Raw genomic sequence first — 24,629 nt, 5'->3', positions numbered from 1 at the left:
GACTCCGGAACTGACGGTTGAGCCTACGGTTGAGCCGACTCCGGAACTGACGGTTGAGCCGACTCCGGAACTGACGGTTGAGCCGACTCCGGAACCGACTCCGGAACTGACGGTTGAGCCGACTCCGGAACCGACTCCGGAACCGACTCCGGAACCGACTCCGGAACTGACGGTTGAGCCGACTCCGGAACTGACGGTTGAGCCGACTCCGGAACTGACGGTGGAGCCTACGGTTGAGCCGACTCCGGAACTGACGGTGGAGCCGACTCAGGAACCAACCCCTGAACCGACGGTGGAGCCTACGGCTGAGCCGAGCGCTGAGCCGGAAGACGGCCAAGACGGGTCTGAATTCCAGGTCGCCATGACACAAGAGGAAGGCGGATTCTTTGCGAATTACACCTTCGATATCAATGGAGCTTCAGAAAGCGATCCCATAAGTTTCGAGGTGCGGCTCAACTGGCTTTGGCTGGATAACATGACCTACGAGGGGAATTGCGTTTCTTCGCACGTAAGAGCCAATTCATTCAGGCTTACCTGCGAAGGCCCAGCGACGTTAAAGTTGAAGCAGTTCTACCTGCTTGGGGACCGGACTATCGCATTTGAGAGCCGAGGGAACTCGAAGGAGAGGTTCGAATTCGAGATTCCAGGACTCTAGGCGCAGTCCGGCAGTCCGGCTGTCCTGCAACGGCCATTCCATGCCCAGGCGGAATGCGCGCCGCGGCTAGGATCGACGCATGACAGAAAATTGTGCTCCTGAGCTGCCTCCCGTCGATGCAGAAGCTGCTGAACAGATGTGGTTTGAGTATCTGGCGAGCAAAGGGATTCCGCGGGCCGATGCACCGCACCATGTCGCCGAATCCTTCGGGGACCATCCCGCGCTTGCTGATGAGCTTTTGAATGAAATGCTGCACGGAACCAAGCGAGCGACTTCGTCTCTGGCTAGCGACTACGTCTATTACAACGAACGTGTCCCGCAACCTGAAGACCACTGCATTGTTTGCGATGGACAAGGGCAGCCGCGGGCGATTTTGCGAGTGCTCTCCGTCGAGCGCTCCTCGTTCTTCGAGGTAGACGCGCAGTTTGCCGCGGCCGAGGGCGAAGGGGATCTCTCGCTGGAATACTGGCGCGCAGAACATGAAAAATTCTGGCGCCGTACGCAGAAATCAATAGGAATTGATTGGAAACCTGAATACACCGGCAAAGCCGGGGGAGAACTGATCTTGGAGCGCTTTGAAATTTGCTGGCCAGAGGCGCATGCCGACTAGCCGGCCGAACTTCGTCACGTGCGCCTGCTGCCGAGACTGCGCTGGCGTAGGGTGGGGACAGGGGGCTTCCCGTGAACGAAGCCCGGTCAAGAAAGGTTGAACATGTCGATTGTCGTCATCAATGTCCTGTCGGTTCCCGGCGAAGCTGGACCGGAGCTGGAAAAGCGTTTCGCTGCCCGCAAACATGCGGTGGATTCCTCGCCAGGCTTCGAAGGGTTCAAGCTGCTTCGCCCGGTCAATGGTGGAGACAAGTACTTCGTGTCCACCCAGTGGGCAACCCGCGAGGACTTCGAGAACTGGCGTACGCAGCGCGCTGACGCGGCGCATGCTGGCAGCGATGCCAAGAAGCCAGTGGCCACTGGCGCTGAACTTCTGGAATTCGAGATCGTCGAACTCTAGGCATTCCAGTACGCAGGAAAACGTCTCGATGCCATCGTGGTATCGGGGCGTTGCCTGCATCCAGGGCCTTTTGCCTACCCGCGCATTTTGAAGCGGCGCCGTGCGGAATCGGCCAGCAACGCAGCACCCAAGGCGATGCAAAGCAGTGCGCCGATCAAGAAGGTCATGTTGATGCCTTCGGGACTGGCCTCGCCATTGAACCCAGGGTGGGTGGCGATAATGGCGGCGGAAATCGCCGTGCCGAAGGAGGACCCCACGGTACGCAGCACCTGGTTGAAACTCACCGAGCTGCCTAGCTCCTTGGTTGCCACGCTGCGGGCGATCAACGCCGGCATGGCCGCATAACTTGCGCCCATGCCGATGCCGAAGACCAGCATGCTCAGCAAGATCTCCCAGAGCGCGGAGTGGAGCAACCAGAGCATGGTGCCTGCTGCGGCCATGATGATCGCTCCAATGGGGAGCATGACCTGGATGCCAACGCGTTTTGCCAGTATGCGAACCGTGCGGTTGGCGGCCAAGCTGCCTACCGAGAGCGGGAAGATGACAAAGCCTGCCCAGAAGACCGGGAGGCTCAGCCCGTACCCGGTGGCCGCATCTGCTTGGGCTACCAGTGAAGATACGGACATGCCGATATACAGTGCTGCGCCAAGGGCGATGGCCGAGATGTTGGCCAAGAGGACTTCGCCCTGCTTGAGCGTGCGCAGATTGACCAGTGGGTGGCCACGGCGGTTTTCCACCCGAACCCAGATGATAAGCACGATTGCCGAAAAAGCGCCCAAAGCGATGGTGGTGGGCGAAGCCCAGCCCCACTTGGGCCCCTCGGATATGGTCAGCAGCAGGGAAGCGAGCCCCAACGCCAGCAAGCCGGAGCCGATGTAGTCGAAGGGACGTTTCTCGGCGTAGGTATCGGGGCCCGCCGGAACTACCTTCCACACCACGCAGAGGGTGGCCAGTACGAATGCCGCACCAAACCAGAAAGCGTAGGAGTAGTCGAAAATGCCGGCGATGATGCCGGTCAATGGATAGCCTATGCCGATTCCAGAAGCTACCGTCACCGACAGGGCGGAGATGGTGTTTTGCACGTGCTCGGCCGCTACATAGCGCCTGGCGATGGCGATGGTGACCGGAACAATGCCGTAGGACAGTCCCTGGAGCACGCGTCCGGCAAGGAACACGCCAAAGGTCGGTGCGGACGCTGCCATGACCGAACCCAGGAACATGGCCGCCAGCGAGGCGAGCAGCAGCCGCTTCTTATGCGGTCCATCGCTGAGGCGTCCCATGATGGGTGTTGCCACGGCGCCGGCCAGGAGATTCACGGTGAGCATCCACTGGGCGGCGGCAATATCGACATTGAACCGCTGGGAAATCGAGGGGACCAGCAGCATGCCCAGCGAGGAGACAATTGCTGTGGCCAGCGCGGCAAAGACCAGTGTGGGCACCAGCGGGCTCTGGCTAGTTGCGATGCGGCTCATGGGCGGACCGCCGGATTGATCTTCTTGAGCGCGGGCACAGCGGCGCGGATCAGGGAAAGGTCCTCGCCGCTCAGGTTATCGTCCATGGCTTGCATCAGCGCGGTCCGGCCGAGCTGGATTTCATTCTCCAGCTTCTGGCGGCCTGCCTCGGTGAGCTGGAACCAGAGCTTGCGGCGGTCGGATTCATCGCGATGCCGCTCGATCAGCCCGAGGCCTTCCAATTCCTTGGTTGTCAGCGAGATGGCTTGCTGGCTGACACCGATGGCCTGACTCATCCTGGTGGCACTGGCCCGGCCTTCGGTGGCCAAGGCATGCAGGATGCCCAGTTTGCCAGGGGAAATGGACCGCGCCGTGCGAATCAGGTTCAGCAATGGTGAGAGCGCCTCGAACATCTGCTGGGGAAGGTCTGCGGACTGGGGATCAATTTCCATAGCTACAGAATACAATTAACTTGTACAAGCGTCTTGTGGAATAGTCGTGAGACTGGGCACTGTCCCCGATCCATCGGGCGCAAAAAAGCAGCCCTCGCCCGCAGCTGGTGAAGATGCGGGCGAGGGCTTTCTTGCCTGGCTCAGCCGGTGCGGGGAGCGGCTACTCCTTCGCCTTGACCGCCAGCACCGGGCAGTCGGCCTCGATCAGGATGCGCTGGGCGATGCTGCCCATGAGCAGCTTGCCAACGCGCGAGCGCTTGCGCAGCCCCAGCACAATCAACGTGGCCGCATGCTCCTGCTCCGCTTGGAGGACGAAGTCGGCGGCGTCGTGGACGGTGCCGGCGTGCGGCAGGATCTGCAGCGGAACCCCCAGATCCAGCAGAGCATCGAGGTCGATGCCCAGGTGCTCCTCGGTGATCGGTTCCTTGTCCAGGTTCGCGATCAGCAGCCGGTCCTGGGTCTTGTGGGCTTCGGCCAGTCCGCGCCGTATGGCCAGCCGGCCCGCGGGCGTATCGCTGTAGCAAGCGATTATTGCCATGGTGTTCTCCTAGTGGATTTCGGGATCAGAGCCAGGTGGCCAGCAGGCCTTGGGGCAGGTCGATGGGAAGCAGGGACGGCAAGGCCAGCATCAGGATGAATAGCACCGCCGTGTAGATCATCGTGGTCTTCAGCTTGGCGCGGGCCACGATGAGCAGGAAGGCCGGCACGAAGATCGAGATGGCTGCGAGGTATCCCACCAGCGAGGTGAGGATGAGGAACCCCGCCATCCAGCTGAAGGTCCGCAATGCAAAGGCCGCGTCGCTGGTCCATTTAGGTCCCCAAGCGGAGCGAATGCCAGTGCCCGCTGCGGTGGTTCCCGCGGGATATCCGGCGGCCGGAGTGGCGCCGTCATCTGGAATGATGCCCGGTTGCCGGGGTGCCGCCGTAGCCTGGACGGCGCCGGCAGGCGCAGGCCCTGCGGCCACGCGAACCGCATCTGCTGGCGCGGTGAGGTAGGCAGAGGCCGGGATGGCCACCTGCCGGTCCGCGGCCATTGCGGCCTTGCGGGTGCGCAGCTCAAGGACCAGCAAGATTGCGGACAAGATGACCCCGACCCAGCCGACCAGTTGCGGTACAAGTTTCGCATCCGGGGAGTAACTCGAGGAGAGCAGCAGCGACCCGGCGAAGACCACCAGCAGCACCGCGGCAGCGGCCAGCGACCACACCGAGTTCTTCAGTGGCGCTTCGGCATCCGGAGCGCTGTCCGACTTCGGATCGTCATCGGCACTCAGCTTGCGGCGGGCACGGAACCACTTGAAGACGTTCCAGAGGATAGGCAGCACGAGCACGGCGATGAACACCATTGTTCCCGGACGCAGCATCCACTCGAAGCCCTCGTAGAGGCTATCGGTCAGGAAATAGTAGCGCTCCATCGGGATCGCCAGCACGAAACCGATGAGGAAGGGGGCTCGCGGGAATCCGGTGGACTTCAGTACCCACCCGGCCACGCCCAGCAGCACCATGACCCACAGGTCGCCCAGTTGCCCGCCGTCCTGGAAGGAGCCCAGGAGCATGATGACTACCAGGCCGGCGGCCAGCACGGAGAACGGAACTTTGGTCAGCGAAGACAGCGGGCGGACGGTCATGAAGCAGAACAGCGCACCGAGCACCGAAGCAATGGCGAAGGCCCAGATGATCATGTACATCAGATCAAGGTGTTCGTTGATAATGCTCGGACCTGGCTGGATGCCGTAGGTCAGCAGCATGCCCAGCAGCATGGCCGAAGGCACGCCGCCTGGAATGCCGAAGAGGAAGGTGGGGATCAAGTCGCCGGCTTCCACCGAGTTATTGGCGCTTTCCGGACCGACGATGCCACGCGGGTCGCCTTTGCCGAACTTGCGCTTGTCCTTGGCGGTGGCCACGGCCTGGCCGTAGGCCAACCAGGTGCCAGCGGTGGCACCCACACCCGGCAGCACACCAGCCCAGATGCCGATCAACCCGCCGCGCAGGACCTGGGACCAATGGCCCAGCCATTCGCGGATTCCCGAGCCCCAGCCACCGGTGACTTCCACGGACTGCTTGTCGCCGCGACGCTGGCTGGCGCGCGAGGCGATCTCGGCCAGTCCGAAGACGCCCAGGGCTACTGCCACCAGCGACAGCCCGTCGCCAAGGAACAGTGATCCGAAGGTGAAGCGCTCCTCGGCGGTGGTCGGCGCGGTGCCGATCATGCCCACCAGCAGGCCGGCCAGGCCGGCGGTCAGCCCCTTGATCACATTGCCGCGCGAGAGCACCGCGGCCAATGCGACGCCCAGCACCGTGAGCATGAACAGCTCAGGGCTGGCGAAGGAGAGCACCAAGGGCCGGGCCAGCGGGATGGCCAGGGTCAGGCCGACAGCGCCAATCAGCCCGCCGGCCATCGAGGAGAGGAAAGCCAACGACAGGGCGCGCTTGGCTTGGCCCTTGCGCGCCATGGCGTAGCCATCGAGCATGGTGACCGATGCCGAGGCGGAGCCCGGGGCTCCGAGCAGCACCGCGGACACGGTGTCCGAGGTGTGCACCACCGCCAGCGCGCCGATCAGCAGGGCCAGCGCGGAGGCAGGTTCCATCCCGAAGGTGACGGGCAGCAGGATCGCGACGGCAGCAGTGCCGCCCAATCCTGGAATCAGGCCCATGACCAGGCCTGAGACTACGCCGATGAGCAGCATGAGCAGCATGCTCGGATCGGCCAGCGAGGCCAATGCGGCCAGTGCGGAATCCAGCATTGTGGTGCCTCCTTAATCTAGTTCGATGCCGTAGGAGTCCTTGAGCAATGCGGTGACATAGCCCTTGGTCTCATCGGTCACGGTGTAAGCGTCCTTGACGCGTTGGGAGAGATTCTCATCGGCCACGATCGGGTACCCGCCAAGCACCTCAGCGGCCTTGTCGTTGAATTCCTTGTCGCCCGAGAGTTCATGGGCGGAATCGCGCAACAGGTTCACCGCTTCATCCGGCGCGTCCTTCGGAGCCCACAAACCCTTCTGATAGGTGTAAGTCAGGCCCAGCAGGGTCTTGTAGGCCTCGAACTTCGGACCGCTGGGCTCCTTGCCATGCAGGTCCCGGTATACCTCCACCACGGTGGGGGCCTCCGGGAAGTTCGGATCCCGCACGATCTTGCCATGGCCATCGAGCTGGCCGAAGGACATCAGCACCGTGGCCGAACCTTCCTTGGCGATTGGCTCCACGGCGGACTGGTACGAGGAGGTGGTCGTGTAATCGATGTCCACCTCGCCGCGTTGCAGGGCCAAGTTCACCGGTCCGCGGCCTTCGAAGCCGAAGGTCGCCGAGATATCGGCTTCCAGCAGATCGAAGGCAACCAGCGTGGTCAAGTCCAGACCCGTGGCGGAAATGCCGCCGAAGACCAGTGGCTTCTTGCGGTCGACAAGGTCCTTGGGAGTTTTGACCCCGGCGGCGGTGCGAGCATAGATCACGCCGCCGGTGCCGTTGACCAGCACTGGTTCGAGGTCTTCGAAGGAATACTTCACCACGTGGCGGTCCAGCACCCACGGCACCACCGTGGTGGCGGTGCTGACCAGCAGCTCGGTGCCATCGTCGGCGGCCGAGGAAGCGAAGCGGTTGCTGCCGGTGATGCCCTCGCCGCCAGCCTCATTGATCGGGGCGAAGCCTGGTTCCCCTGGAATGCTGTGGACCAGTTCCTGGCCCACGAAGCGGGCCCAGGTGTCGGTGCCGCCACCCTCGGCCAGCGGGATGACCATTTCCACGGTCTCGCCGGCGTAATCGCCGTCGGTGGTGGTCGCCGGGGGATTCAGCAGCCCGCCGCCAACCAGGGTGGCCCCGAGCCCCAGTGCGGCGAATACCGCTACCGAGGCGAAGACCGTGCGGCGCTTGTGCGCCGGCGGGTCATCGAGCAGCTGCGCGGAATCCGGATCGAGCAGGGGTTCGCCTGCCAACACGGCCGTGGATGGGGATCCGGGCAGGGCGACCGGGTCGAAGCTCAGCTGCGCCTCGGCCAGCTCCCGGGCGGTGCGCGTGGTCCCGACCGCGGTCCTGCCCTCGATCTGGCGCTGCCAGGTCTGGATCTGCCCCGCCGGGGTCTGCATGTGAAGCACGTCGCCGGGGGGCGTGGGCAGCAGGTTGGCGATGGCGGTGCCAGGCTGGCGTGCGGCCATGGTCAGCCCGACGCTGCCGGTGATGGCCAGTGCTGGATGCGGTGCGCCCATGGAGAGCATCATGACGCTGAAATCGTCGTCGCCGCCAGCCGCTGGAGCCTGGACGATGGCCAGCTTGGGGATAGCCCGCTGGGCGGACTCGGCGCTACTGGCCAGGCCCATCTCCACGGCGCCGGCCCGGCGGATCCGGTCCAGCCGATCGGAATCGGCCAGCGCCAGAGCGGGCCAGTCAGAGAAGTCCGCGGCATCCAGGCCCGCCTGGGCCGCGGTGATGATGACCATCGGCGCTCCGGCATCGATCAGCGTGGCGTCAGCCTCGAAGCCGGGGTGCGTACCGATGCCGGCGACCTGCAGCGTGCTTAGCCGATCGCCGGCCGGGAAGAGCGCTCCGGTGGTGCCACCGGCCGGATCCAGAAAGCCGATCTCCACGGCTTGCCCGGGGAAAGGAACCCCGGGAATGAACGCAGTGGACTGTGTTCCGTCCAGGACCATGCGCTCGATGAGCAGCTGGCCGGTGTTGGTATTGCGGATATGCACGGTGGCCAGGCCGTCTTCGGCATCGATCCAGCCGTGCTTCAGTGCATAGGGGGCGATGACCGCCGAGCAGTTTCCGCAGTTGCTGCCCCAATCCACCACGGCCTGGTCGATGCCCACCTGGGCAAAGGTGTAGTCGATATCCACGCCCGGTTGCTCGCTGGGACTGAGGATGACGGCCTTGCTCGTCGTCGAGGTACCGCCGCCGACACCGTCTATTTGGCGCGGGTCGGGGGAGCCGAAGAGGCGCAGCAATACCTCGTCGACTGTGAAGCCGGGAACTTCGAGCGCACTTCGCTCGAAGACCCAGCATTTGCTGGTACCTCCGCGCATCCAAGTGGCCTTAACCGTGTGTTTCATTGGACATACCCAATCTATCGAGAACGCAGTGCCCGCGTTAGATGTGATGCCGAGCACTATTGCCTTGTATTGATGATGGGGGAGTTAAGTCTTTATTAGTAGTTACATCTAGTGCAATAAGCTGAAGTACTGCTTAATTCCGCGTTCGCACTGGGGTAATGCGATGACAAGCGCGGTGGATTCGTCCAATGCTGGGAGTGAATTTCTCCCAAACATCCACCAGAATCCAGCAAATGTGCGCTTGATGCAATATATTGAAGTTCTACTGCAAGGAGGAATCATGCTCGATGCCAAGAGGTTGCAGATACTGCTTTCCGTCGTCGAAGGCGGTTCGGTTACTGCGGCCGCGGACGAACTGTTCTACACCCCGTCTGGGGTTTCGCAGCAGCTGCGCAAGCTCGAAGAGGAAGTGGGGCAGCCGCTGCTGCAGCGCCATGCCCGGGGCATGGTTCCCACCGATGCCGGCCATGTGCTGGCCGGACATGCGCGCGCCATCTTGCAGCAGATGGACGCGGCCATGGCGGATCTGGACCAGCTTGCCGGGTTGAAGAGCGGAAGCCTGAGTCTGGGAACCTTCCCCACGCTGGGTAGTTCCTTCATGCCGCTGGTCATCAGCCGCTTCCGCAAGATGTATCCATCCATCAAGCTCGATGTGCGAAGCACCCGCCTGCAAGAACTCATTGGCCTGCTTGCCAGAGGAGAAATCTCCATGGGCTTGCTATGGGAATACGAGTGGATGCGGCTCAAGCGCGACGATTTCGAGCTGACTACGCTGTTCACCGAGCCTACTGTGCTTGTAGTCGGCACCGAGCATCCGCTGGCGCAGTTCGAGGAGGTGGATATGGCGGCTACCTCCCACGAGCAGTGGATCGTTCGCGCCAATGAGCATCCGGTCGCGGAGCTGCTCGAGCGCACCTGCAATGCCGCCGGATTCTCCCCGAAGATCTCCTTCCAGGCCAATGACTACCAAGAAGCGCAGGCCATGGTTTCCGTGGGTCTGGGTGTTGCCCTGGCTCCGAAATCCGCGGTGATGAACCACCATCCGGGTGTTAAGATCCTTTCGCTGGGGCAGGCGGCCGCCTCGCGCAGCGTGGTCCTGGCCCAGCGTCGGGACCGCGTGCGCGCCCCGGCGGAAAGTGCCTTCCAGACCCTGCTGGTCGACATGGGCAAGACCTGGATGGACTAGCGGGGATCCTGTCGCATGGCGCTTGGAGGCCGTGGCGTGCCGGGCGTCAGAAAACCCTTGACCCGCGTTCGGTAGGTGCTCTAGGCTTCAAGATAACCTGATATACCAGTCGGATACCAAGGGTTTCCGGTGGCCTGGACCGTGGTCCTGCGCGCCGGAAATCCCGCCGAACGGTGCAGGGATCAACTTCCATGCGTCCCGAACGAGGGGAAACCCCATTGATCTCCAATGAAACTGTCAGCAGCTACCTTGAGCGGCTTGCCTCGGGCGCCCCGACGCCAGGAGGGGGCGCGGCCGCGGGCCTGCATGCGGCGCAGGGCGCGGCATTGGTGTCCATGGTTGCCGAATTCACTTCCGGACCGCGGTACGCGGACGTCCAGGAGCAGGCCCAGCAGATTTCCGAGCATGCCCGGCTGCTGATGCGCCAGGGGCTCTTCGCCGCGGAGGAAGACGAAAGGCTGTTCGGCGCCCTGGGTGCCGCGTACGAGCTGCCCAAGGAAAGCAGCGAGCAGAAGTCGGAGCGCAGCGCGGCAATTCAAAACGCCACCATCGCCGCCGCCGCACCGCTGGTCTCTACCGTCGAGGCCTCCATTGAGGTCATCAAGCTGGGCCAGCGCCTGCTGCCCATTGGCAACCGATCGGTTCTCAGCGACGTGGCCGCCGCGGCCGAAGCTGCCCGGGCGGCCTTGGCTACCGCGCTGGCCACCCTGGAAATGAACATCAGCTCAATCAAGGACATCGCCCAGCGCGACCGGCTGGTCCAGACGGCCAGCCAGGCCAGCGAGGCGATCGCCCACGCCGACGAGCTCAGCGCGCACGCCCGTGCGGTGGTGGCAGCATGACGGCACGCAATCTAGCCGGGCAGCCGGTGGCTGAAGCGATCCGCGCCCGCACCGCAGAACTGGTGGTGCGCATGGCCAGCGAGGGCACCAGTGTCCGGATCGCGGTCGTGCTGGCCACCGATAACGAGGCCACCGCCTGGTATGTGCGCTCGATCGAACGGGCCGCCGCGCAGCTCGGGGTGGACTGCCAGGTCGTGGACCTGACCGGGTCCGGCCAGGAGCAGCTGTCCGAAGCGATCACCGCCTTGAACGAGGACAGTTCGGTGCACGGAATCATCTTGCAGACCCCGTTGCCGCCAGGGGTGGATGCCGCGGCGCTGGTGGCGCTGATCGACCCGGCCAAGGACATTGACGGGGCCAATCCGCTGAGCCTGGGACGGCTCAGTGTCGGCCAGCCGGCCTTCGCCCCGGCTACCGCACGCTCGGTCATCGAGATCCTGGAGCACTACCGGATCCCGCTGTCCGGGCAGCATGTCGCGGTGGTCGGGCGCTCTGCGGTGGTGGGCAAGCCGTTGGCCCAGCTGCTGCTGCAGCGCGATGCCACGGTGAGCATCTGCCATTCGAGGACCGCCGATCTGGCCCATTTCACGAAGTCCGCCTCGGTGGTCGTCATGGCCGTGGGCAAGGCGAACCTGCTCACCGGCAATGACGCGGAAGAAAGCACTGTGGTGATCGATGTCGGAACCAACGTCAACGCCGAAGGAAAGCTGGTGGGGGACGTCCATGCGGCATCGGTGCGTCCGCTGGTACGGGCCCTGAGTCCGGTTCCCGGCGGCGTGGGCACGGTGACGACGGCGTTGCTGGTCCTGCATGCCGCGCAGGCCGCGGCGGCAAGCCAGCAGGCGGCCCCGGCGAAGGGAGCGCGCATGGCCGGACGCCGGTAGCTGGCTGGCCGGTGTTCCGGGTGCCGCTGCAGGCAAGCCAGCATGCAGCGGAAACCGGAACGCCGGGACCGCAATTGCCAGGGCGAAGCGAACCACGGGTACGGTGCACGCCGGCGGGGAACATGAACTGGGATCTGCCGCCGGCCGGATGCACCACGTGCCGCCGCCGCATCATCGATTGGGAGGTTGATGATGCGGCGGCTTCCTGCTGCCCGCCCGGCAACTTCCCCGGCGGCTCCCTTGCATCTTCCCGCGCTCGAAACTGGTTGCCGGGGCTTCGAGCAAGGACCTGGGACAGGGCTGTCGACTTCGCAGTTCCGCGGGGTTTCCGACCATCGCGGGGCAGTCAATTCGCAGTGCGCCACAAAGGCCTCGGCGATGTGCTGGTCCGGCCTTGTTGAATCGAGAGTTCATGAAAACAACTGCACCAGTTCGGGTGAATGCTCGGTCCAGGGATCGGTTCTGCGCGCTAGGCTCCGATGCAGTTCAATACAGTTCAACACAGTGCAGCAGTGCTGGAAGCAGGCAGCGCTACGGCATCAGGGATGAAGCGCGCACGTCATGCAGAATCGTGGTGCCCGCGGAAACGGAGTAAGTTCTCTAGGGACTGCTTGCTTTCAGCGTTTGGCAACCTAGGAGAACAACTTGGCACTGTATTCAGCCCGCGGACTTTGGCATTTTCTTGATTCACCGGAAATTCTTGCAACGACATCGAAGTTGGGTTTTGGCTGGCATGGGCTGGACATGCAGCATGGATTGTGGAGCGAGGCCCGGATAATTTCTGTTCTTGCTACTGCGCCAGGTGGAAACATCGCAGTTCGGCTCCGCAGCGGAAGCTACGCGGACATCGGGTTTGCCCTCGACGCGGGTGCTGCTCACATTATAGTTCCCATGGTGAACACGGCCGAGGAGGCCCGGGAAGCAGCCGACGCGGCAAGGTACGCGCCACATGGTGCCAGAAGCTGGGGGCCGATGAGCGCACTGTTCGGTGAACCGGTGTTGACCCCGCAGGAAGCGAACGACCGGCTTCATCTGTCGGCGATGATTGAATCCGCTGAAGGATTGGAAAACCTTGAGGCAATCCTTGGAGTCGCCGGTATCAACTCCGTATTCGTTGGGCCGGTCGACTTGGCGATGAGTCTTGGAACCGACGTGGATTCACTGCTTGCTGCCAAGGACTCGCCCCTGGCATTCATAGCAAAAACCTGCCATGACCGCCGAATTGAAGTGGGCGCCTTCGCCGGTTCACCATCAAGAGCCAGTGCTTTCGAAGCCCTGGGCTACGACTGGGTAGCCACCGCCACGGATATGGGCCTGCTGAAAGCCGGTGCCGCGCAAGCGCTGGAGAGCTGAGCGGTCACTGAAGTTCCTGCTTCGAAGCGTCTTCGCCTGAGGGCACGCAGGGTGTTTTGGTGCCGGGCGGTTCCTGCCAATGCCACCGGTTGCCGGTCCGGCACCTGCTTTCCGCGAGGCGCACGAAGACCAGCATGGTGCGTAGGGAATTTTGGTGCCCGGAAGGCAGTTCAACCAAAGGGGATAGCTGCTGCGAAGAGCGGCAGGCACCCGCAATACCGGACTTTGCTGAAGGGAAATGGAATGCCAACGCTGGGAATCATCGGAAGCGGGAATATCGGATCTGCAATCGCCCGATTGGCCGTTGCCGCGAATGTGAACGTGGTGATTGCGAATTCCCGTGGAGTTCAATCGCTGCAGGAACTCGTGGCCGAGCTGGGGCCGCTGGCCGCAGCCGGCACGGTTCAAGAGGTGGCCGAAGCGGGCGAAGCCGTGGTGCTGTCCATTCCGCTCGCTGCGGTACGTGAGCTGCCAGCCGGGTTGCTGCGCGGCAAGACAGTGCTGGACACCAGCAACTACTATCCATCCAGGGATGGACGCATTGCCGAACTCGACAGCGGGACGATGACGACCAGCGAACTGGTGGCGAGCTGGCTCGATGGTGCTCGCTATGTCAAAGCCTTCGGCAACATCCTGGCCCACCACATTCCGCTGCTGGCCCGTCCCGCCGAGGCTGCTGGCCGCTCTGCGCTTCCCATTGCCTCCGATGATTCCCAAGCGAAGGAGCAAGCAGCGGCAATCATCGAACGCCTCGGCTTCGATACGCTGGACGCGGGCGCGCTCGCGGAAACGTGGAAATTCGAGCCCGAATCCGCCGGATATACGCGCATCTACCTGGCGGATTCCACGACCCCGGATGACCAGCTGCTTTCCTCGATTCCAGCGCCAACACCAGCGGACCAGGTCAAGGCAGCACTGGATTCCGCGGCTCGCGTGAATGTTGCCGAACGCGCCTTCTGAGCGGCCCGTTGCCCTCCAGCGGAAGGCCATCCGCGGCCGCTATCGGCAGGGCACCCCTATTAATCGGCAGGGCACCCCTATTAAGAGGCATGAATGCATGGCGTACCGCCTCGGCGTGCAGGCAGCCACGCAGGTTATCGACGACAGGCCGGGCACCGCTCGCATGAGCGGTGCCCGGCCCCGGGTACGTGCGTCTAGCCGCTAGCTGGCCGAAGTAGCCAGCGAAACTCCGCGCAAGCGGTCCATCTGCGGATCGTACAGCGGATCATCGACCACGGTGGCGGCAATCTGCTTGCCGAAGTACTCGATCGCCACCGGGTCTCCGGTTTCCACCGAGATCGGCAGCCACGCGTAGGCGATCGGCTTGCGGACCGTGTATCCGTAGGCGGCGCTGGTGACGTAGCCGGAAGGCTTGCCATCCACGTAGACCGGTTCCTTGCCCAGGACCATGGACACGCCATCATCCACGGTCAGGCAGCGCAGGCGCTTGGTGGCCGCCGCGGCACGTTCGGCCAGCGCCGACTTGCCCACGAAGTCCGCGGTCTTGGCGGCCTTCACCGCGAAGCCCAAACCGGCCTGTTCCGGTTCGTGCTCGCTGGTCATATCGGTGCCGAAGGAGCGGAAGCCCTTCTCCAGTCGCATGGAGTTGAACGCCTCGCGCCCGCCGGCAATGATGCCGTGTTCCTGCCCGGCTTCGAAGATCGCATCCCAGAGCTTGGCGCTGACATCCGCCGAGGCGTAGAGCTCCCAGCCGAATTCGCCCACGTAGGACAGGCGCATCGCGGTGACCGGGATGCCGGCGATGGAGATCTGCTTGGTGCGGAAGTACTTTAGCCCCTCGTTGCCCATATCGTCGTCGCTGATCTTGGCCATGACCTGCGGGGCCAGCGGGCCCCACAGGCCGATGCAGGAAGTCCCGGCGGTGATATCGCGTACTGCCACCCACTGGCCCGGGTTGGCCGCATTGAACTTGCGCGCTTCGCGGTCCAGGTAGGCGACATCCACATTGGAGTTGATGCCGGCCTGGTAGACCTGCTCGGAGAGCCGGGCCACAGTGATGTCGCTGGTGATGCCGCCGGCATGGTCCAGCAGCAGGGTGTAGCTGACCATGCCCGGGGCACGCAGCATATTCGCCGTGGTCAAGCACTGGAGCATCGGCCCGGCGCCGGGGCCGGTGACTTCCACGCGCTTGAGCGGGGTCATGTCGAACATGGCCACCGCGGTGCGGGTCTTCCAGGCTTCCACCGCGGCAATCGGCGAGTGGAACTTGCTTGACCAGCTGTCGCGCTCCGGGGCCGCCCACTCCGCCGGCAATTCATCGAGCAGCGCCGCGTTGGCCTCGTACCAGTGCGGGCGCTCCCAGCCGGTGCCCTCCAGGAAGAAGGCGCCCAGCTTCTGCTGGCGGGAGTAGAACGGGCTGGTGCGCACGGCGCGGGGCTTGGTGCGCGGTTCCAGCGGGTGGCGGACATCGTAGATTTCCACGAAGTTCTGCTGCGAGGTCTCGCTGACGTACTCCTTGGTGGTTTGCACGTCCTCGAAGCGGTTCAGGTCGCAGTCGCTCAGGTCCGTCGTGGAGGTGCCGGTGGTGATCAGCTCGGCCACGGCCTTGGCGATGCCCGGCGCGTGGGTGACCCACACGGCCTCGGCCGCGTAGAAGCCGTCCACTTCCCTGGACTGGCCTACCAGCGAGCCGCCGTCCGGGGTGAAGGAGAAGATGCCGTTGAAGCCGCGCTGGATCCGGGTGTTGCGCAGATCCGGCAGCAGCTCCTGGCTGGCTTCCCATTCGGCGGCGAAGTCCTGCGGGGTGAAGTCCAGCGAGGAAGGCATCCGCTCGTGGGTGATCTCTTCCGGGCGGTAGGCCTGCAAGGTGTCCAGATCCACCGGCATCGGACGGTGGGCGTAGGAGCCGATGCCGATGCGATCTCCCCACTCGCGGTAGTAGAGGTCGCGGTCCTGGTAGCGCAGGATCGGGCGGCTGGCACCGGCCGGCAGCTCGTTCACTCCGGCCAGCGACGGGGCCGGGGTGCTCCAGGCGAACTGGTGGCCCAGCGGCAGCAGCGGGATCGAGGTGCCCACCATCTTGCCGATATTCGGTCCCCAGAAGCCTGCGCAGGAGACCACGATGTCCGCCGCGAAGCGCTCTTCGCCGCAGATGACCGCGGCGACCTTGCCGCCGGAGACCTCGATATCGGTGACGATGGTGCGGTCGCGGAACTCGACTCCCGCGGCCTTGGCGCGTTCCATGACCAGTGCGGTGCCCTTGGCGGCCAGGGCCAGCCCGTCGCCCGGGGTGAACAGGCCGCCCAGGACCTTCTCCGGGTTGAGCATCGGGAACTTCGCCAGGCAGGCGGCGGCGTCGATGACTTCGGCGTCGACCCCGTAGGAGCGGTTCCAGCCTGCGCGGCGATGCAGGTCGGCCAGGCGCTCCTCGTTGGTGGCGATTTCCAGCCCGCCCACCGGAAGGAAGGAGCCGCGCCCGTCGGCGCCCACCAGCCCGGTGAGCTTCTCGATGGTGTACTGCGCGAATTCGGTCATGGACTTGGACGGGTTGGACGAGAAGACCAGGCCCGGGGCGTGCGAGGTGGAACCGCCGGGAAGATCCAGCGGGCCCTGCTCGATGACCAGGGTATTGGTATGGCCCAGCGCGGCCAGTTCGTCTGCGAGGTTGGCGCCGACGATGCCGGCGCCGATGATGAGGATCCGAGGGGAAAGACGGGACATGGGGACTCCTTGAAAGCTGATGGTGTGGTGGTGGCCGGCGCGGCTAGGCGTCGATGACCAGATCCGATTGGGCGGTGGAGCAGCAGGGCAGGAATTTCCCGGCCGCGATTTCACGGGCGCGGATGCCGCCCTGGTGGTTCATCGCCACCTCGCCTTCGAGCTTGACGACCTTGCACGAGCCGCACATGCCCTCCTGGCAGTTGGCGCCGATGCGCACCCCGGCCCGCTGGGCGACACCCAGGATGTGCTCCTGGGAACTGATCCGGACATTCACCGCGGTGCGCAGGAAGGTCATGGTCAGCTCGCCTTCGCCCACGGTGGGGAAGGAAGCGGTATCCGGCGGGTCCTGCGCGGGAACCAGCGGCGCGGCCGGCGGCAGCGGGGCATTGGAATCGACCGCCACCAGCTTCTGGCCGCTGGCCTCGATGGTGCCGCTCTGGTCGTACTCGGGTTCGTACATCCCCAGCTCCGGCGGCTGGCTCTCGTAGAACTCCTCCACGGATTCGGCCACCTCCTCGGCGATGGACCCGGCCAGGGCGATTTCCTCCTGGTATTCGAGCAGCGTCTTGCGGTCCCCGGAGAAGAACTCCATGAACACCGAGGTGTCATCCACCCCGGCCTCGCGCAGCAGCTGGGTGGCCGAATTCAGGTACCCTTCCGGCCCGCAGGCGAACACCTTGCGGCCATTGGCGTCCGGGGCCACCGCGTCGATCATCGCCGTGGTCAGCCGCCCGGCAAAGCCGTTCCAGCTCTTGGGCTTGGCCCGGTCGCCCAGCGAGTAGAACACCTTGATCCGCGAATCGACCTGCGCAATGTATTCCAGCTCGGGCCAGAAAGCGAAGTCCCCGGGCACGGTGCCGTGGCAGAGCACCACCACATCGGCCTGGCCGGGCAGCGAGTGGATGGTGCGCACCATCGACATGATCGGGGTGATCCCGGCTCCGGCCGCAAGGAACAGGTAGCGGGCGCGCCGGTCGGAATCGCCCAGGTGGAAGGCGCCCACCGGGCCGAGCATCTCCAGCACCATGCCCGGACGCAGGTTCTCATGCGCCCAGGAGGAGACCAGGCCCTTGGGATCGCGCTTGATGCTGACATTGAAGGTCCAGGGCACGGTGGGCGCGCTGGAAATCGAGTAGCTGCGGTCCACCGGGTCCTGGTCTTCGCCATGCACCGGGAAGGCGATGTTCAGGTACTGCCCGGCGCGGAAGGCCAGCGGGGCGCCGTCGGCGCGGCGGAAGACGAAGGTCATCAGCCCGCCGGCTTCCTCGATGGTCTGCACGCATTCGGCCAGGAACTCCTGGGGGTGCCAGGGTCCCAGCGCGCGGGCCGCGCTCGCCGGGCCTTCCTGGGAACTGAGGACCCGGTTCCACGGCATTTCCAGCCCGCGGATGCGCTGGGCCGCTACGCTCGATGCCAGCTGGGCGCCTGCGCTCATGCCAGGTGCTCCAGCACGCGCTGGGTGTACCAGTTGATGAACGCCTCGACCTGGTATTCGCTCTTCATGTACGGGCCCGGCTGGTAGGCGGGGCTGGCTGCGCCCTTCTGGCACAGCTCGACGAAGGCCTTGTCCTGCAGGTTGGTCTGCTTCCAGGTGTGGGTGAGCTTCTCCAGATCGTAGTCGTCTCCTTCGACCGCGTCATCGGCCACCAGCCAGGTGGTGCGCACCAGGGTCTGGTGCTCGTTGATCGGGAAGGCGGCGAAGGTGATCACGTGGTCGGACTGGAAATGGAACCAGCTGTTGGGCTGCAGGTGCATGGAGCAGCGGCCCAGCCGGAAGTCGCGCAGCTCGCCGAGCAGCTTCTTGGACAGGCGGTGCCCGTCGGCGGAGAAGGATTCCCCGTCGCCGTCCAGGGATTCGCGGGAGATGCGGATGCCGGCGATGCGGGTGTCCAGCTGCTCCACGACCTCGTAGGGCAATCCGTAGCGGCGGCAGCGTTCCTCCAGGGCCGCCTGGGCTTGCTGGTTGCGTTCCCATACCTCTTCCAGGTGCGGCGGAACGGTGTCGTCGCTCAGCCCCCAGGTGGGGAACAGCGAGCAGGCCAGCTCGGGGTGCCCGTCGCAGTGGTAGCACTCGCGGTTGTTCTCCATCACCAGCTTCCAGTTGCCCTCCTCGATGATGTCCTGCTGGTAGGCGACCTTGGCGCGGGCGATATCGTGCGGGGCCAGGTAGGGCTCGAAGATGCCGGCGACCTCGTCGAAGTCCGCCGGCGGGTCCTGGGCCAGGGAAACGAAGACCAGCCCGGCGTGGACCCGGCCGTGGGCGCGCTTGAGCGCGAAGCAGCTCTTGTCGAACTTGCCTTCGCCCGGGGCGGAGGCGTGGATCAGGTCCCCTTCGGGGGAGTAGGTCCACGAGTGGTAGCCGCAGACCAGGTTCCCGGTGCTGCCCGAGGCTTCGGTGAGCACGCGGGCGCCGCGGTGCCGGCACACATTGTGCAGCACGTTGACCCCGCCCTCATCGGTGCGCAGCACGATCAGCGAATGCGGACCGTAGTCCACGGTGACGTAGTCCCCGGGCTCGGGGATCTCGGCAATGCTCGCGGCGAACAGCCAGTGGGTCCCGAAGATGGCCTGCATTTCGACATCGAATACTGAGGGGTCGGTATACAGCGGGGCTTCGAGCGAGTAGCCCTTGCGCCGGTTGCGGAAGAGCTCGGTGATCTCGGCGAGCTGTTCTTGGTTCACCGACGTAGCGAGCTTCCCACGCGTAGTGCGCGGTGCGCTTACCGAAGCGGTCATCTGTTACTCCTTGGAACACGACGCGGCTGGCGTCCTCTGGCTGTGGTTGCGCGGGCCGATGTGAGGCCGGTCACCGCATGAATCGAGACTAGGAAGAAATAGTCGGCAAGAAAAGCGCAAGAAATTGAACGGAACCGTGCACAATTGGTGCATGATTGATCCACGCTTCGCCACCCTGCGGGTCTTCTCCTCCACAGGCTCGGTAGCGCGCACCGCGGAACTGACCGGCTACTCGGCCTCGGCGGTCTCCGCGCAGCTGCGCGAACTGCAGCGCACCCTGGGCATCAAGCTGATCACCAAGGAGGGCCGCGGGGTGCGGCTGACCTCCGCGGGCCGGCATTTCGTTGCGGGCCTGGACGGGATTGTGACGCAATGGGAGCTGCTCGCGGCGTCCGCGCGCAACGCCTCCGGGCAGGTGCAGGGGCAGTTCGGCCTGGGCGGTTTCTCCACCGCTGCCGCGCAGCTGCTTGCCCCGCTGGCCGCGAACCTGCGAGCCACCCGGCCCGATACCGAGGTGCAGCTGATCGAAGCGCAGCCGCAGCGCTGCCTGGACTTGCTGCTCGCGGAGCGGATCGACCTGGCCGTGATCGTGGCCAGCCAGACGTCCGGGGGTTCTGCCGCCAGGGACCGGTTCGAGCAGACCGTGCTGCTCGATGACCCGCTGGATGTGGTGCTGCCCGCCACGCACCGGCTGGCGCAGCACAAGTCCGTGGCCCTGGAGGACCTGGCCGATGACCCGTGGATCTCGGAATCCGGGCAGTCGGTCTACCGGGCGCTGTTCGTTGCCGCCTTCACTTCGCTGGGGGTCACCCCGCACATCGCCCACGAGGCGGTGGAGTGGGAAACCATGATCGCGTTCATCGGGGCGGGCCTGGGCGTGGGGCTGCTGCCCCGGCTGGCCACCCTGGGCGATGCGCAGAACGTGGTGCGCCGCCGGATTTCCGGGGCGGCCAAGCCCTCGCGGCGCATCGTGGCGGTGACCCGCAAGGGCAGCCGCGGCTCGCCGCTGATCGAGGAATCCCTGGATATCCTGCAGCGCACCGCCAAGGACATCATTTCCCTGCGCTCGGCCGAGGAACTGGACGGGTAGCCGGTCGCTGGCGGGCTGCCGGGCCCGGCGGATTTCTCGCCGGGCTATTGACATGGATCACATCCAGTAGCCAGACTTGGGCACATCCGATTTGGTATCCAACTGATATTTCAAGGAAGTGGTCCGCTATGGGCAACTTGGCAGTAAGCTACGCCGGGGCAGGCAAGGTCGAGCTGATCGACACCCCGTACCCCGAATTCGAATTGAAGGACGGGCCCGGGGTCCACCCGGCAAACGTCGGGCGGCAGGTGCACCACGGGGTCATCCTGCGGACCATCGCCACCAACATCTGCGGTTCGGACCAGCACATGGTCCGCGGCCGCACCACCGCGCCCGTCGGGTTGGTGCTGGGCCACGAGATCACCGGCGAAGTGGTGGAAGTAGGCCGCGATGTGGAATTCCTCAAGGTCGGCGACGTCGTCTCGGTGCCCTTCAACATCTCCTGCGGCCGCTGCCGCAACTGCAAGGTCGGGCAAACCGGCATCTGCCTGAACGTCAATCCCGACCGCCCCGGTTCCGCCTACGGCTACGTGGACATGGGCGGCTGGGTGGGCGGCCAGGCCGAATACGTGCTGGTGCCCTACGCTGACTGGAACGCCCTGAAATTCCCCGACCGCGACCAGGCCATGGAGAAGATCCTGGACCTGGCCATGCTCTCGGACATCTTCCCGACCGGCTACCACGGAGCCATCGGCGCCGGGGTCACCGTCGGCTCCACCGTCTATGTCGCCGGCGCCGGCCCGGTGGGCCTGGCCGCGGCCACCTCCGCGCAGCTGCTGGGTGCGGCCACCGTGATTGTCGGGGACCTGAACGCCGACCGGCTGGCCCAGGCGCGCAGCTTCGGCTGCGAAACCGTGGACGTCTCGCAGGGCGACCCCGCCGAGCAGATCGCCCAGATCCTGGGCGTGCCCGAGGTCGACTGCGGCATCGACGCGGTGGGCTTCGAAGCGCGCGGGCACGGGCACGACGCTGGCAAGGAGCAGCCTGCCACGGTGCTCAATTCGCTGATGGAAATCACCCGTGCCGGCGGCAGCCTGGGCATCCCGGGACTCTATGTCACCGGGGATCCGGGCGCCGAGGACGAAGCGGCCAAGGTCGGTTCGCTGTCCATGCGCTTCGGCCTGGGCTTCGCCAAGTCCCACACCTTCGTCACGGGCCAGTGCCCGGTGATGAAGTACCACCGCGGGCTGATGCAGGCGATCCTCTCGGACAAGGTCTCGATTGCCAAGAACGTCAACGCCACGGCCATTGGCTTGGACCGGGCCCCGCAGGGCTACGCGGCTTTCGACGAAGGCGCCGCGCAGAAGTTCGTGCTCGACCCGCACGGGCTGATCAGCGCCTGATCCGCGCTTGACGCGCATTTAACCGCTGCCCGCCGTGCCGGCCGGGAACAATTCCCGGCCTGCACGGCGCACTTCCGGCCGGCTCTTGAGCCCGGCCGATTTGCCGGCCCCGGCCACCACTCACGAGCAACCCCGGGACCCCGGCTGATTCGGCGCGCCCGCATTCCCCTGCCGGCCCGCCACCTATTGCCTTTATTGAAGGAAACCGAAATGAAACGCACTGAGCAACCCGTGAACGACCTGGTCAGCGAGCTGCACTCGGCTCGCCGGCGCCGGCCCAGAAGATACCTGTCCTCCGGCACCGACTACTGGGTCTTCGGCATTGCCGGACTCCTCGCCCTGGCGTTCATCGCCTGGGGCTTCGCTTCGCCCGAAGGGCTGGGCTCCGCGGCCGGGAAGGCCCTCGACTGGGTGATTACGAACACCGGCTGGGTCTTCGTGATCGCCGCGACCGTTTTCACCCTGTTCGTGCTGGTGGTCGCGGCCAAGAGCTTCGGGCGCATCCCGCTGGGCAAGGACGGGGAGAAGCCGCAGTTCAGCACGGTTTCCTGGATCTCGATGATGTTCGCCACCGGCATGGGCATCGGGCTGGTCTTCTACGGGGTGGGCGAACCGCTGTACTTCTACATGTCTCCGCCGCCGGAAACCGTGGGCGGGCAGACCTCGGCCGCGGTGGGCACGGCCATGGGCACCACCATGTTCCACTGGACGCTGTTCCCCTGGGCCATGTACGCGATTGTCGGGCTGGGCATGGCCTACGGCAGCTTCCGGCTGGGCCGCCCGCAGCTGTTCTCCTCGATGTTCACCTCGATCTTCGGCGAAAGGGTCGTCCACGGCTGGGGCGGGAAGACGATCAACATCCTGGCTATCCTGGCCACGCTTTTCGGCTCGGCCTGCTCGCTGGGGCTCGGCGCGCTGCAGATCGGCGGCGGCATCCAGTCCGCCGGGCTGCTGTCCTCGGTGGGTTCGGGGGTCCTGGTACTGATCATTGCGGTGCTCACCGCCTTGTTCGTGGCCTCGGCCGTCTCCGGAATCGAGCGAGGCATCCAGTGGCTGTCCAATATCAACATGGTGCTGGCGGTGATCCTGGCGCTGATCGTGTTCATCGGCGGGCCCACGCTGTTCATCCTGAACGTGATTCCCAATGCGGTGGGCTCCTTCATCGCTGACTTGCCGGAAATGGCATCGCGGACCGCGGCTTCCGGGGACGGCGACATGGCCGCCTGGCTTTCCTCCTGGACCATCTTCTACTGGGCCTGGTGGGTTTCCTGGACCCCGTTCGTGGGCCTGTTCATCGCGCGGATCTCGCGCGGGCGCAGCATCCGCCAGTTCGTCACCGGGGTGCTGCTGGTTCCTTCCACCGTCACGCTGTTCTGGTTCGCCATCTTCGGCGGCGGCGCCATCGGCCTGCAGGAACGGGCCGAGCGCAACGGAGACATGGGCCAGGCACTGGCCCAGATGGTGGACGGGGTCCCGGACATCGACTTCAACTCGGTGCTCTTCGAGCTGCTGGGCGCACTGCCGTTCCCCGAGTGGTTCTCCATCGCGCTGATGGCCCTGGCCGTGGTGCTGATTGCCATCTTCTTCGTCACCGGGGCGGACTCCGCCTCGATCGTGATGGGCGCGCTGAGCGAACGCGGCGCGCAAGAACCTTCGAAGAAATCGGTGGTCTTCTGGGGCGTCTCGGTGGGAGCGGTGGCCGCGGTCATGCTGCTGGCCGGCGGGGACCATCCGGCGGCGGCCCTGAACGGGCTGAAGAACATCACCATCGTCTCGGCGCTGCCCTTCGTGCTGGTGATGCTGCTGCTGTGCGTGGCGCTGTGGAAGGACCTGTGCCGTGATCCGCTGGTGCTGCGCGGCAAGGTGGCGATGGAGGTGCTGGAGCAGGCGGTGGATGACGGAATCGACCGCCACGAAGGAGAGCAGTTCAGCCTGATGACCAGGGAGAACTCCATTGTGGCCGCGTCGGGCCTGCCGGCTGGAGACCGGCCGGAGCCGGTGGCCCAGGAGCTGGAAGCCCCGGTGCACGAACCGCAGCCGCGGCCCGAAACTGATCTGGAACCCGAGGGCGCCGGCCGCTAGCGGCCGGTTCGCGTCCCCGGCATCCAGCTAGGGGGCGCGGCGCAGGGCCTGCTCGAAGTGGGCCACATGCTCGGAGACCAGCCGCGCTGCCAGCTGCGCGTCGCCGTCGAGGATGGCGCGCAGCAGGGCCGAATGCTCGGAAATGTGCTCTGCGATCGGAGGCATCTGGTCGATGACCAGGCACCAGATCCGGGTCACCAGATTATCCAGGCGCACCAGGGTTTCCTCCAGGTACTTGTTGGCCGCCGCTTTGTAGATGAGCCGGTGGATGCGCACATCCAGCAGCAGCAGCGAACGCTGGTCCAGGGCGGGATCCAGGGCATCGATCTGCTGCAGGTAACTGGCCAGCTGCTCGCGGATCTGCGGGTCCTTGTTCGCGGCCGCGTTGCGCGCGGCCAGCGGCTCGAGCACCTGGCGCATTTCGGAGATGTAGTTCAGCTCATGGAAATCCACGGCCGTGGCGAAGGTGCCGCGGCGCGGATAGGACACCACCAGATGGTCGGTTTCCAGCCGTTTGAGAGCCTCGCGCATCGGGGTGCGCCCAATGCCCAGTTCTTCGGCCAGCTGCGGCTCGTGGATCGGGTGCGTCGGAGCGATTTCGAGCAGCACCAGCCGGTCGCGCAATGCGTTGTAGGCTCGATCAGCCATCGAGCCTTGCTCGGTGGCGGCGCTGGTCAGTTCGGTGGGCCTTGGCATATCGCTCTCTATCACTGTTCAAAAATCAATTGCCGACACACAAAGAGTATCGCCCCGGCTTCGATTTGGGCGCTTTTCCTGTGCCGATGCGCTCAACAGCCCTTGGCTTGCCGGCCAGCGGCAGAGCGGA

The 24,629-nt window shown here is 65.0% G+C and carries 20 protein-coding genes; 11 read left to right on the top strand and 9 right to left on the bottom strand.

The genetic code is table 11. The features are described 5' to 3' along the window. From ACFVHU_RS18215 to ACFVHU_RS18205, 3 genes are all read left to right on the top strand, one after another. Positions 1-655: hypothetical protein (locus ACFVHU_RS18215; RefSeq protein ID WP_388025970.1), on the top strand; the 655-nt coding region annotated here is incomplete at its 5' end. Between the two features lie 79 nt (positions 656-734). Then, positions 735-1,265: an ASCH domain-containing protein gene (locus ACFVHU_RS18210; protein ID WP_388025968.1), complete on the top strand. Its 531-nt coding sequence runs from the start codon at positions 735-737 to the stop codon at positions 1,263-1,265. Positions 1,266-1,367: 102 nt separating this feature from the next. Then, entirely contained in the window at positions 1,368-1,664 is a 297-nt protein-coding gene (locus tag ACFVHU_RS18205) for an antibiotic biosynthesis monooxygenase family protein (protein ID WP_388025965.1), read from the top strand. 74 nt (positions 1,665-1,738) lie between these two features. On the opposite strand, the gene ACFVHU_RS18200 is transcribed toward ACFVHU_RS18205, so the two are convergent. The 5 genes from ACFVHU_RS18200 to ACFVHU_RS18180 form a co-directional block, all read right to left on the bottom strand. Next, the gene (locus ACFVHU_RS18200; protein WP_388025963.1) at positions 1,739-3,136 is read right to left on the bottom strand and encodes an MFS transporter; all 1,398 of its coding nucleotides are present in this window, start codon (positions 3,134-3,136) and stop codon (positions 1,739-1,741) included. Then, positions 3,133-3,567, bottom strand: a complete 435-nt coding sequence (locus ACFVHU_RS18195) for a MarR family transcriptional regulator (protein WP_388025960.1) — start codon at positions 3,565-3,567, stop codon at positions 3,133-3,135. Before ACFVHU_RS18195 ends, ACFVHU_RS18200 begins: the two co-directional genes overlap by 4 nt. A 160-nt stretch (positions 3,568-3,727) precedes the next feature. Next, positions 3,728-4,105 carry a universal stress protein gene (locus ACFVHU_RS18190; protein ID WP_388025956.1) on the bottom strand — a complete coding sequence of 126 codons (378 nt, stop codon included), beginning with the start codon at positions 4,103-4,105 and terminating at the stop codon, positions 3,728-3,730. Between the two features lie 25 nt (positions 4,106-4,130). Beyond that, the gene (locus ACFVHU_RS18185; RefSeq protein WP_388025953.1) at positions 4,131-6,308 is read right to left on the bottom strand and encodes a tripartite tricarboxylate transporter permease; all 2,178 of its coding nucleotides are present in this window, start codon (positions 6,306-6,308) and stop codon (positions 4,131-4,133) included. 12 nt (positions 6,309-6,320) lie between these two features. Further along, entirely contained in the window at positions 6,321-8,606 is a 2,286-nt protein-coding gene (locus ACFVHU_RS18180) for a PrpF domain-containing protein (protein ID WP_388025951.1), read from the bottom strand. Positions 8,607-8,886: 280 nt separating this feature from the next. Between ACFVHU_RS18180 and ACFVHU_RS18175 the strand changes: the two genes are divergently transcribed. The 5 genes from ACFVHU_RS18175 (at position 8,887) to ACFVHU_RS18155 (ending at position 13,831) form a co-directional block, all read left to right on the top strand. Continuing rightward, positions 8,887-9,792 (top strand): LysR family transcriptional regulator, encoded by a 906-nt coding sequence (locus ACFVHU_RS18175; RefSeq protein ID WP_388025948.1) that lies wholly within the window; start codon positions 8,887-8,889, stop codon positions 9,790-9,792. Between the two features lie 191 nt (positions 9,793-9,983). Then, entirely contained in the window at positions 9,984-10,634 is a 651-nt protein-coding gene (locus tag ACFVHU_RS18170; RefSeq protein WP_388025946.1) for a cyclodeaminase/cyclohydrolase family protein, read from the top strand. After that, a complete protein-coding gene (locus ACFVHU_RS18165; RefSeq protein WP_388025943.1) occupies positions 10,631-11,518 on the top strand; it encodes a bifunctional 5,10-methylenetetrahydrofolate dehydrogenase/5,10-methenyltetrahydrofolate cyclohydrolase in 888 nt (295 codons plus the stop codon). Before ACFVHU_RS18170 ends, ACFVHU_RS18165 begins: the two co-directional genes overlap by 4 nt. A 645-nt stretch (positions 11,519-12,163) precedes the next feature. Beyond that, complete coding sequence (locus ACFVHU_RS18160; protein ID WP_388025941.1) at positions 12,164-12,871, top strand: aldolase/citrate lyase family protein; 708 nt, start codon at positions 12,164-12,166, stop codon at positions 12,869-12,871. 243 nt (positions 12,872-13,114) lie between these two features. After that, positions 13,115-13,831, top strand: a complete 717-nt coding sequence (locus tag ACFVHU_RS18155) for an NADPH-dependent F420 reductase (protein ID WP_388025938.1) — start codon at positions 13,115-13,117, stop codon at positions 13,829-13,831. A gap of 201 nt (positions 13,832-14,032) precedes the next feature. Here ACFVHU_RS18155 and ACFVHU_RS18150 read toward each other — a convergent pair whose 3' ends face one another. The 3 genes from ACFVHU_RS18150 to ACFVHU_RS18140 are packed head-to-tail and all read right to left on the bottom strand — an operon-like array spanning position 14,033 to position 19,288. Then, a complete protein-coding gene (locus ACFVHU_RS18150) occupies positions 14,033-16,552 on the bottom strand; it encodes an FAD-dependent oxidoreductase (protein WP_388025936.1) in 2,520 nt (839 codons plus the stop codon). A gap of 43 nt (positions 16,553-16,595) precedes the next feature. Then, a complete protein-coding gene (locus ACFVHU_RS18145) occupies positions 16,596-17,987 on the bottom strand; it encodes a flavin reductase family protein (RefSeq protein ID WP_388025933.1) in 1,392 nt (463 codons plus the stop codon). Then, entirely contained in the window at positions 17,984-19,288 is a 1,305-nt protein-coding gene (locus ACFVHU_RS18140; protein ID WP_388025930.1) for an SRPBCC family protein, read from the bottom strand. Before ACFVHU_RS18140 ends, ACFVHU_RS18145 begins: the two co-directional genes overlap by 4 nt. A 151-nt stretch (positions 19,289-19,439) precedes the next feature. Between ACFVHU_RS18140 and ACFVHU_RS18135 the strand changes: the two genes are divergently transcribed. From ACFVHU_RS18135 to ACFVHU_RS18125, 3 genes are all read left to right on the top strand, one after another. Further along, the gene (locus ACFVHU_RS18135) at positions 19,440-20,378 is read left to right on the top strand and encodes a LysR family transcriptional regulator (protein WP_105662330.1); all 939 of its coding nucleotides are present in this window, start codon (positions 19,440-19,442) and stop codon (positions 20,376-20,378) included. 128 nt (positions 20,379-20,506) lie between these two features. After that, positions 20,507-21,721: a formaldehyde dehydrogenase, glutathione-independent gene (fdhA, locus tag ACFVHU_RS18130; protein ID WP_133833949.1), complete on the top strand. Its 1,215-nt coding sequence runs from the start codon at positions 20,507-20,509 to the stop codon at positions 21,719-21,721. Between the two features lie 210 nt (positions 21,722-21,931). Further along, positions 21,932-23,803 (top strand): BCCT family transporter, encoded by a 1,872-nt coding sequence (locus tag ACFVHU_RS18125; RefSeq protein WP_388025925.1) that lies wholly within the window; start codon positions 21,932-21,934, stop codon positions 23,801-23,803. Between the two features lie 27 nt (positions 23,804-23,830). Here ACFVHU_RS18125 and ACFVHU_RS18120 read toward each other — a convergent pair whose 3' ends face one another. Further along, the gene (locus ACFVHU_RS18120; RefSeq protein WP_105658922.1) at positions 23,831-24,499 is read right to left on the bottom strand and encodes a GntR family transcriptional regulator; all 669 of its coding nucleotides are present in this window, start codon (positions 24,497-24,499) and stop codon (positions 23,831-23,833) included. Positions 24,500-24,629 lie beyond the last annotated feature (130 nt).

Source organism: Glutamicibacter sp. NPDC127525 (assembly GCF_042672105.1).
Taxonomy (GTDB): Bacteria; Actinomycetota; Actinomycetes; order Actinomycetales; family Micrococcaceae; genus Glutamicibacter.
Note: the sequence above shows the minus strand (reverse complement) of the source record. Positions and strands in the feature narration are given on the sequence as shown.

Bases quoted from the DNA above. Each gene is read 5' to 3' on its own strand.
- ACFVHU_RS18210 (WP_388025968.1), top strand. From the start codon at position 735: ATGACAGAAAATTGTGCTCCTGAGCTGCCTCCCGTCGATGCAGAAGCT.
- fdhA (WP_133833949.1), top strand. From the start codon at position 20,507: ATGGGCAACTTGGCAGTAAGCTACGCCGGGGCAGGCAAGGTCGAGCTG.
- ACFVHU_RS18140 (WP_388025930.1), bottom strand. From the start codon at position 19,288: ATGACCGCTTCGGTAAGCGCACCGCGCACTACGCGTGGGAAGCTCGCT.
- ACFVHU_RS18165 (WP_388025943.1), top strand. From the start codon at position 10,631: ATGACGGCACGCAATCTAGCCGGGCAGCCGGTGGCTGAAGCGATCCGC.
- ACFVHU_RS18195 (WP_388025960.1), bottom strand. From the start codon at position 3,567: ATGGAAATTGATCCCCAGTCCGCAGACCTTCCCCAGCAGATGTTCGAG.
- ACFVHU_RS18185 (WP_388025953.1), bottom strand. From the start codon at position 6,308: ATGCTGGATTCCGCACTGGCCGCATTGGCCTCGCTGGCCGATCCGAGC.
- ACFVHU_RS18190 (WP_388025956.1), bottom strand. From the start codon at position 4,105: ATGGCAATAATCGCTTGCTACAGCGATACGCCCGCGGGCCGGCTGGCC.
- ACFVHU_RS18125 (WP_388025925.1), top strand. From the start codon at position 21,932: ATGAAACGCACTGAGCAACCCGTGAACGACCTGGTCAGCGAGCTGCAC.
- ACFVHU_RS18155 (WP_388025938.1), top strand. From the start codon at position 13,115: ATGCCAACGCTGGGAATCATCGGAAGCGGGAATATCGGATCTGCAATC.
- ACFVHU_RS18180 (WP_388025951.1), bottom strand. From the start codon at position 8,606: ATGAAACACACGGTTAAGGCCACTTGGATGCGCGGAGGTACCAGCAAA.
- ACFVHU_RS18145 (WP_388025933.1), bottom strand. From the start codon at position 17,987: ATGAGCGCAGGCGCCCAGCTGGCATCGAGCGTAGCGGCCCAGCGCATC.
- ACFVHU_RS18120 (WP_105658922.1), bottom strand. From the start codon at position 24,499: ATGCCAAGGCCCACCGAACTGACCAGCGCCGCCACCGAGCAAGGCTCG.
- ACFVHU_RS18150 (WP_388025936.1), bottom strand. From the start codon at position 16,552: ATGTCCCGTCTTTCCCCTCGGATCCTCATCATCGGCGCCGGCATCGTC.
- ACFVHU_RS18200 (WP_388025963.1), bottom strand. From the start codon at position 3,136: ATGAGCCGCATCGCAACTAGCCAGAGCCCGCTGGTGCCCACACTGGTC.
- ACFVHU_RS18170 (WP_388025946.1), top strand. From the start codon at position 9,984: ATGCGTCCCGAACGAGGGGAAACCCCATTGATCTCCAATGAAACTGTC.
- ACFVHU_RS18205 (WP_388025965.1), top strand. From the start codon at position 1,368: ATGTCGATTGTCGTCATCAATGTCCTGTCGGTTCCCGGCGAAGCTGGA.
- ACFVHU_RS18135 (WP_105662330.1), top strand. From the start codon at position 19,440: ATGATTGATCCACGCTTCGCCACCCTGCGGGTCTTCTCCTCCACAGGC.
- ACFVHU_RS18175 (WP_388025948.1), top strand. From the start codon at position 8,887: ATGCTCGATGCCAAGAGGTTGCAGATACTGCTTTCCGTCGTCGAAGGC.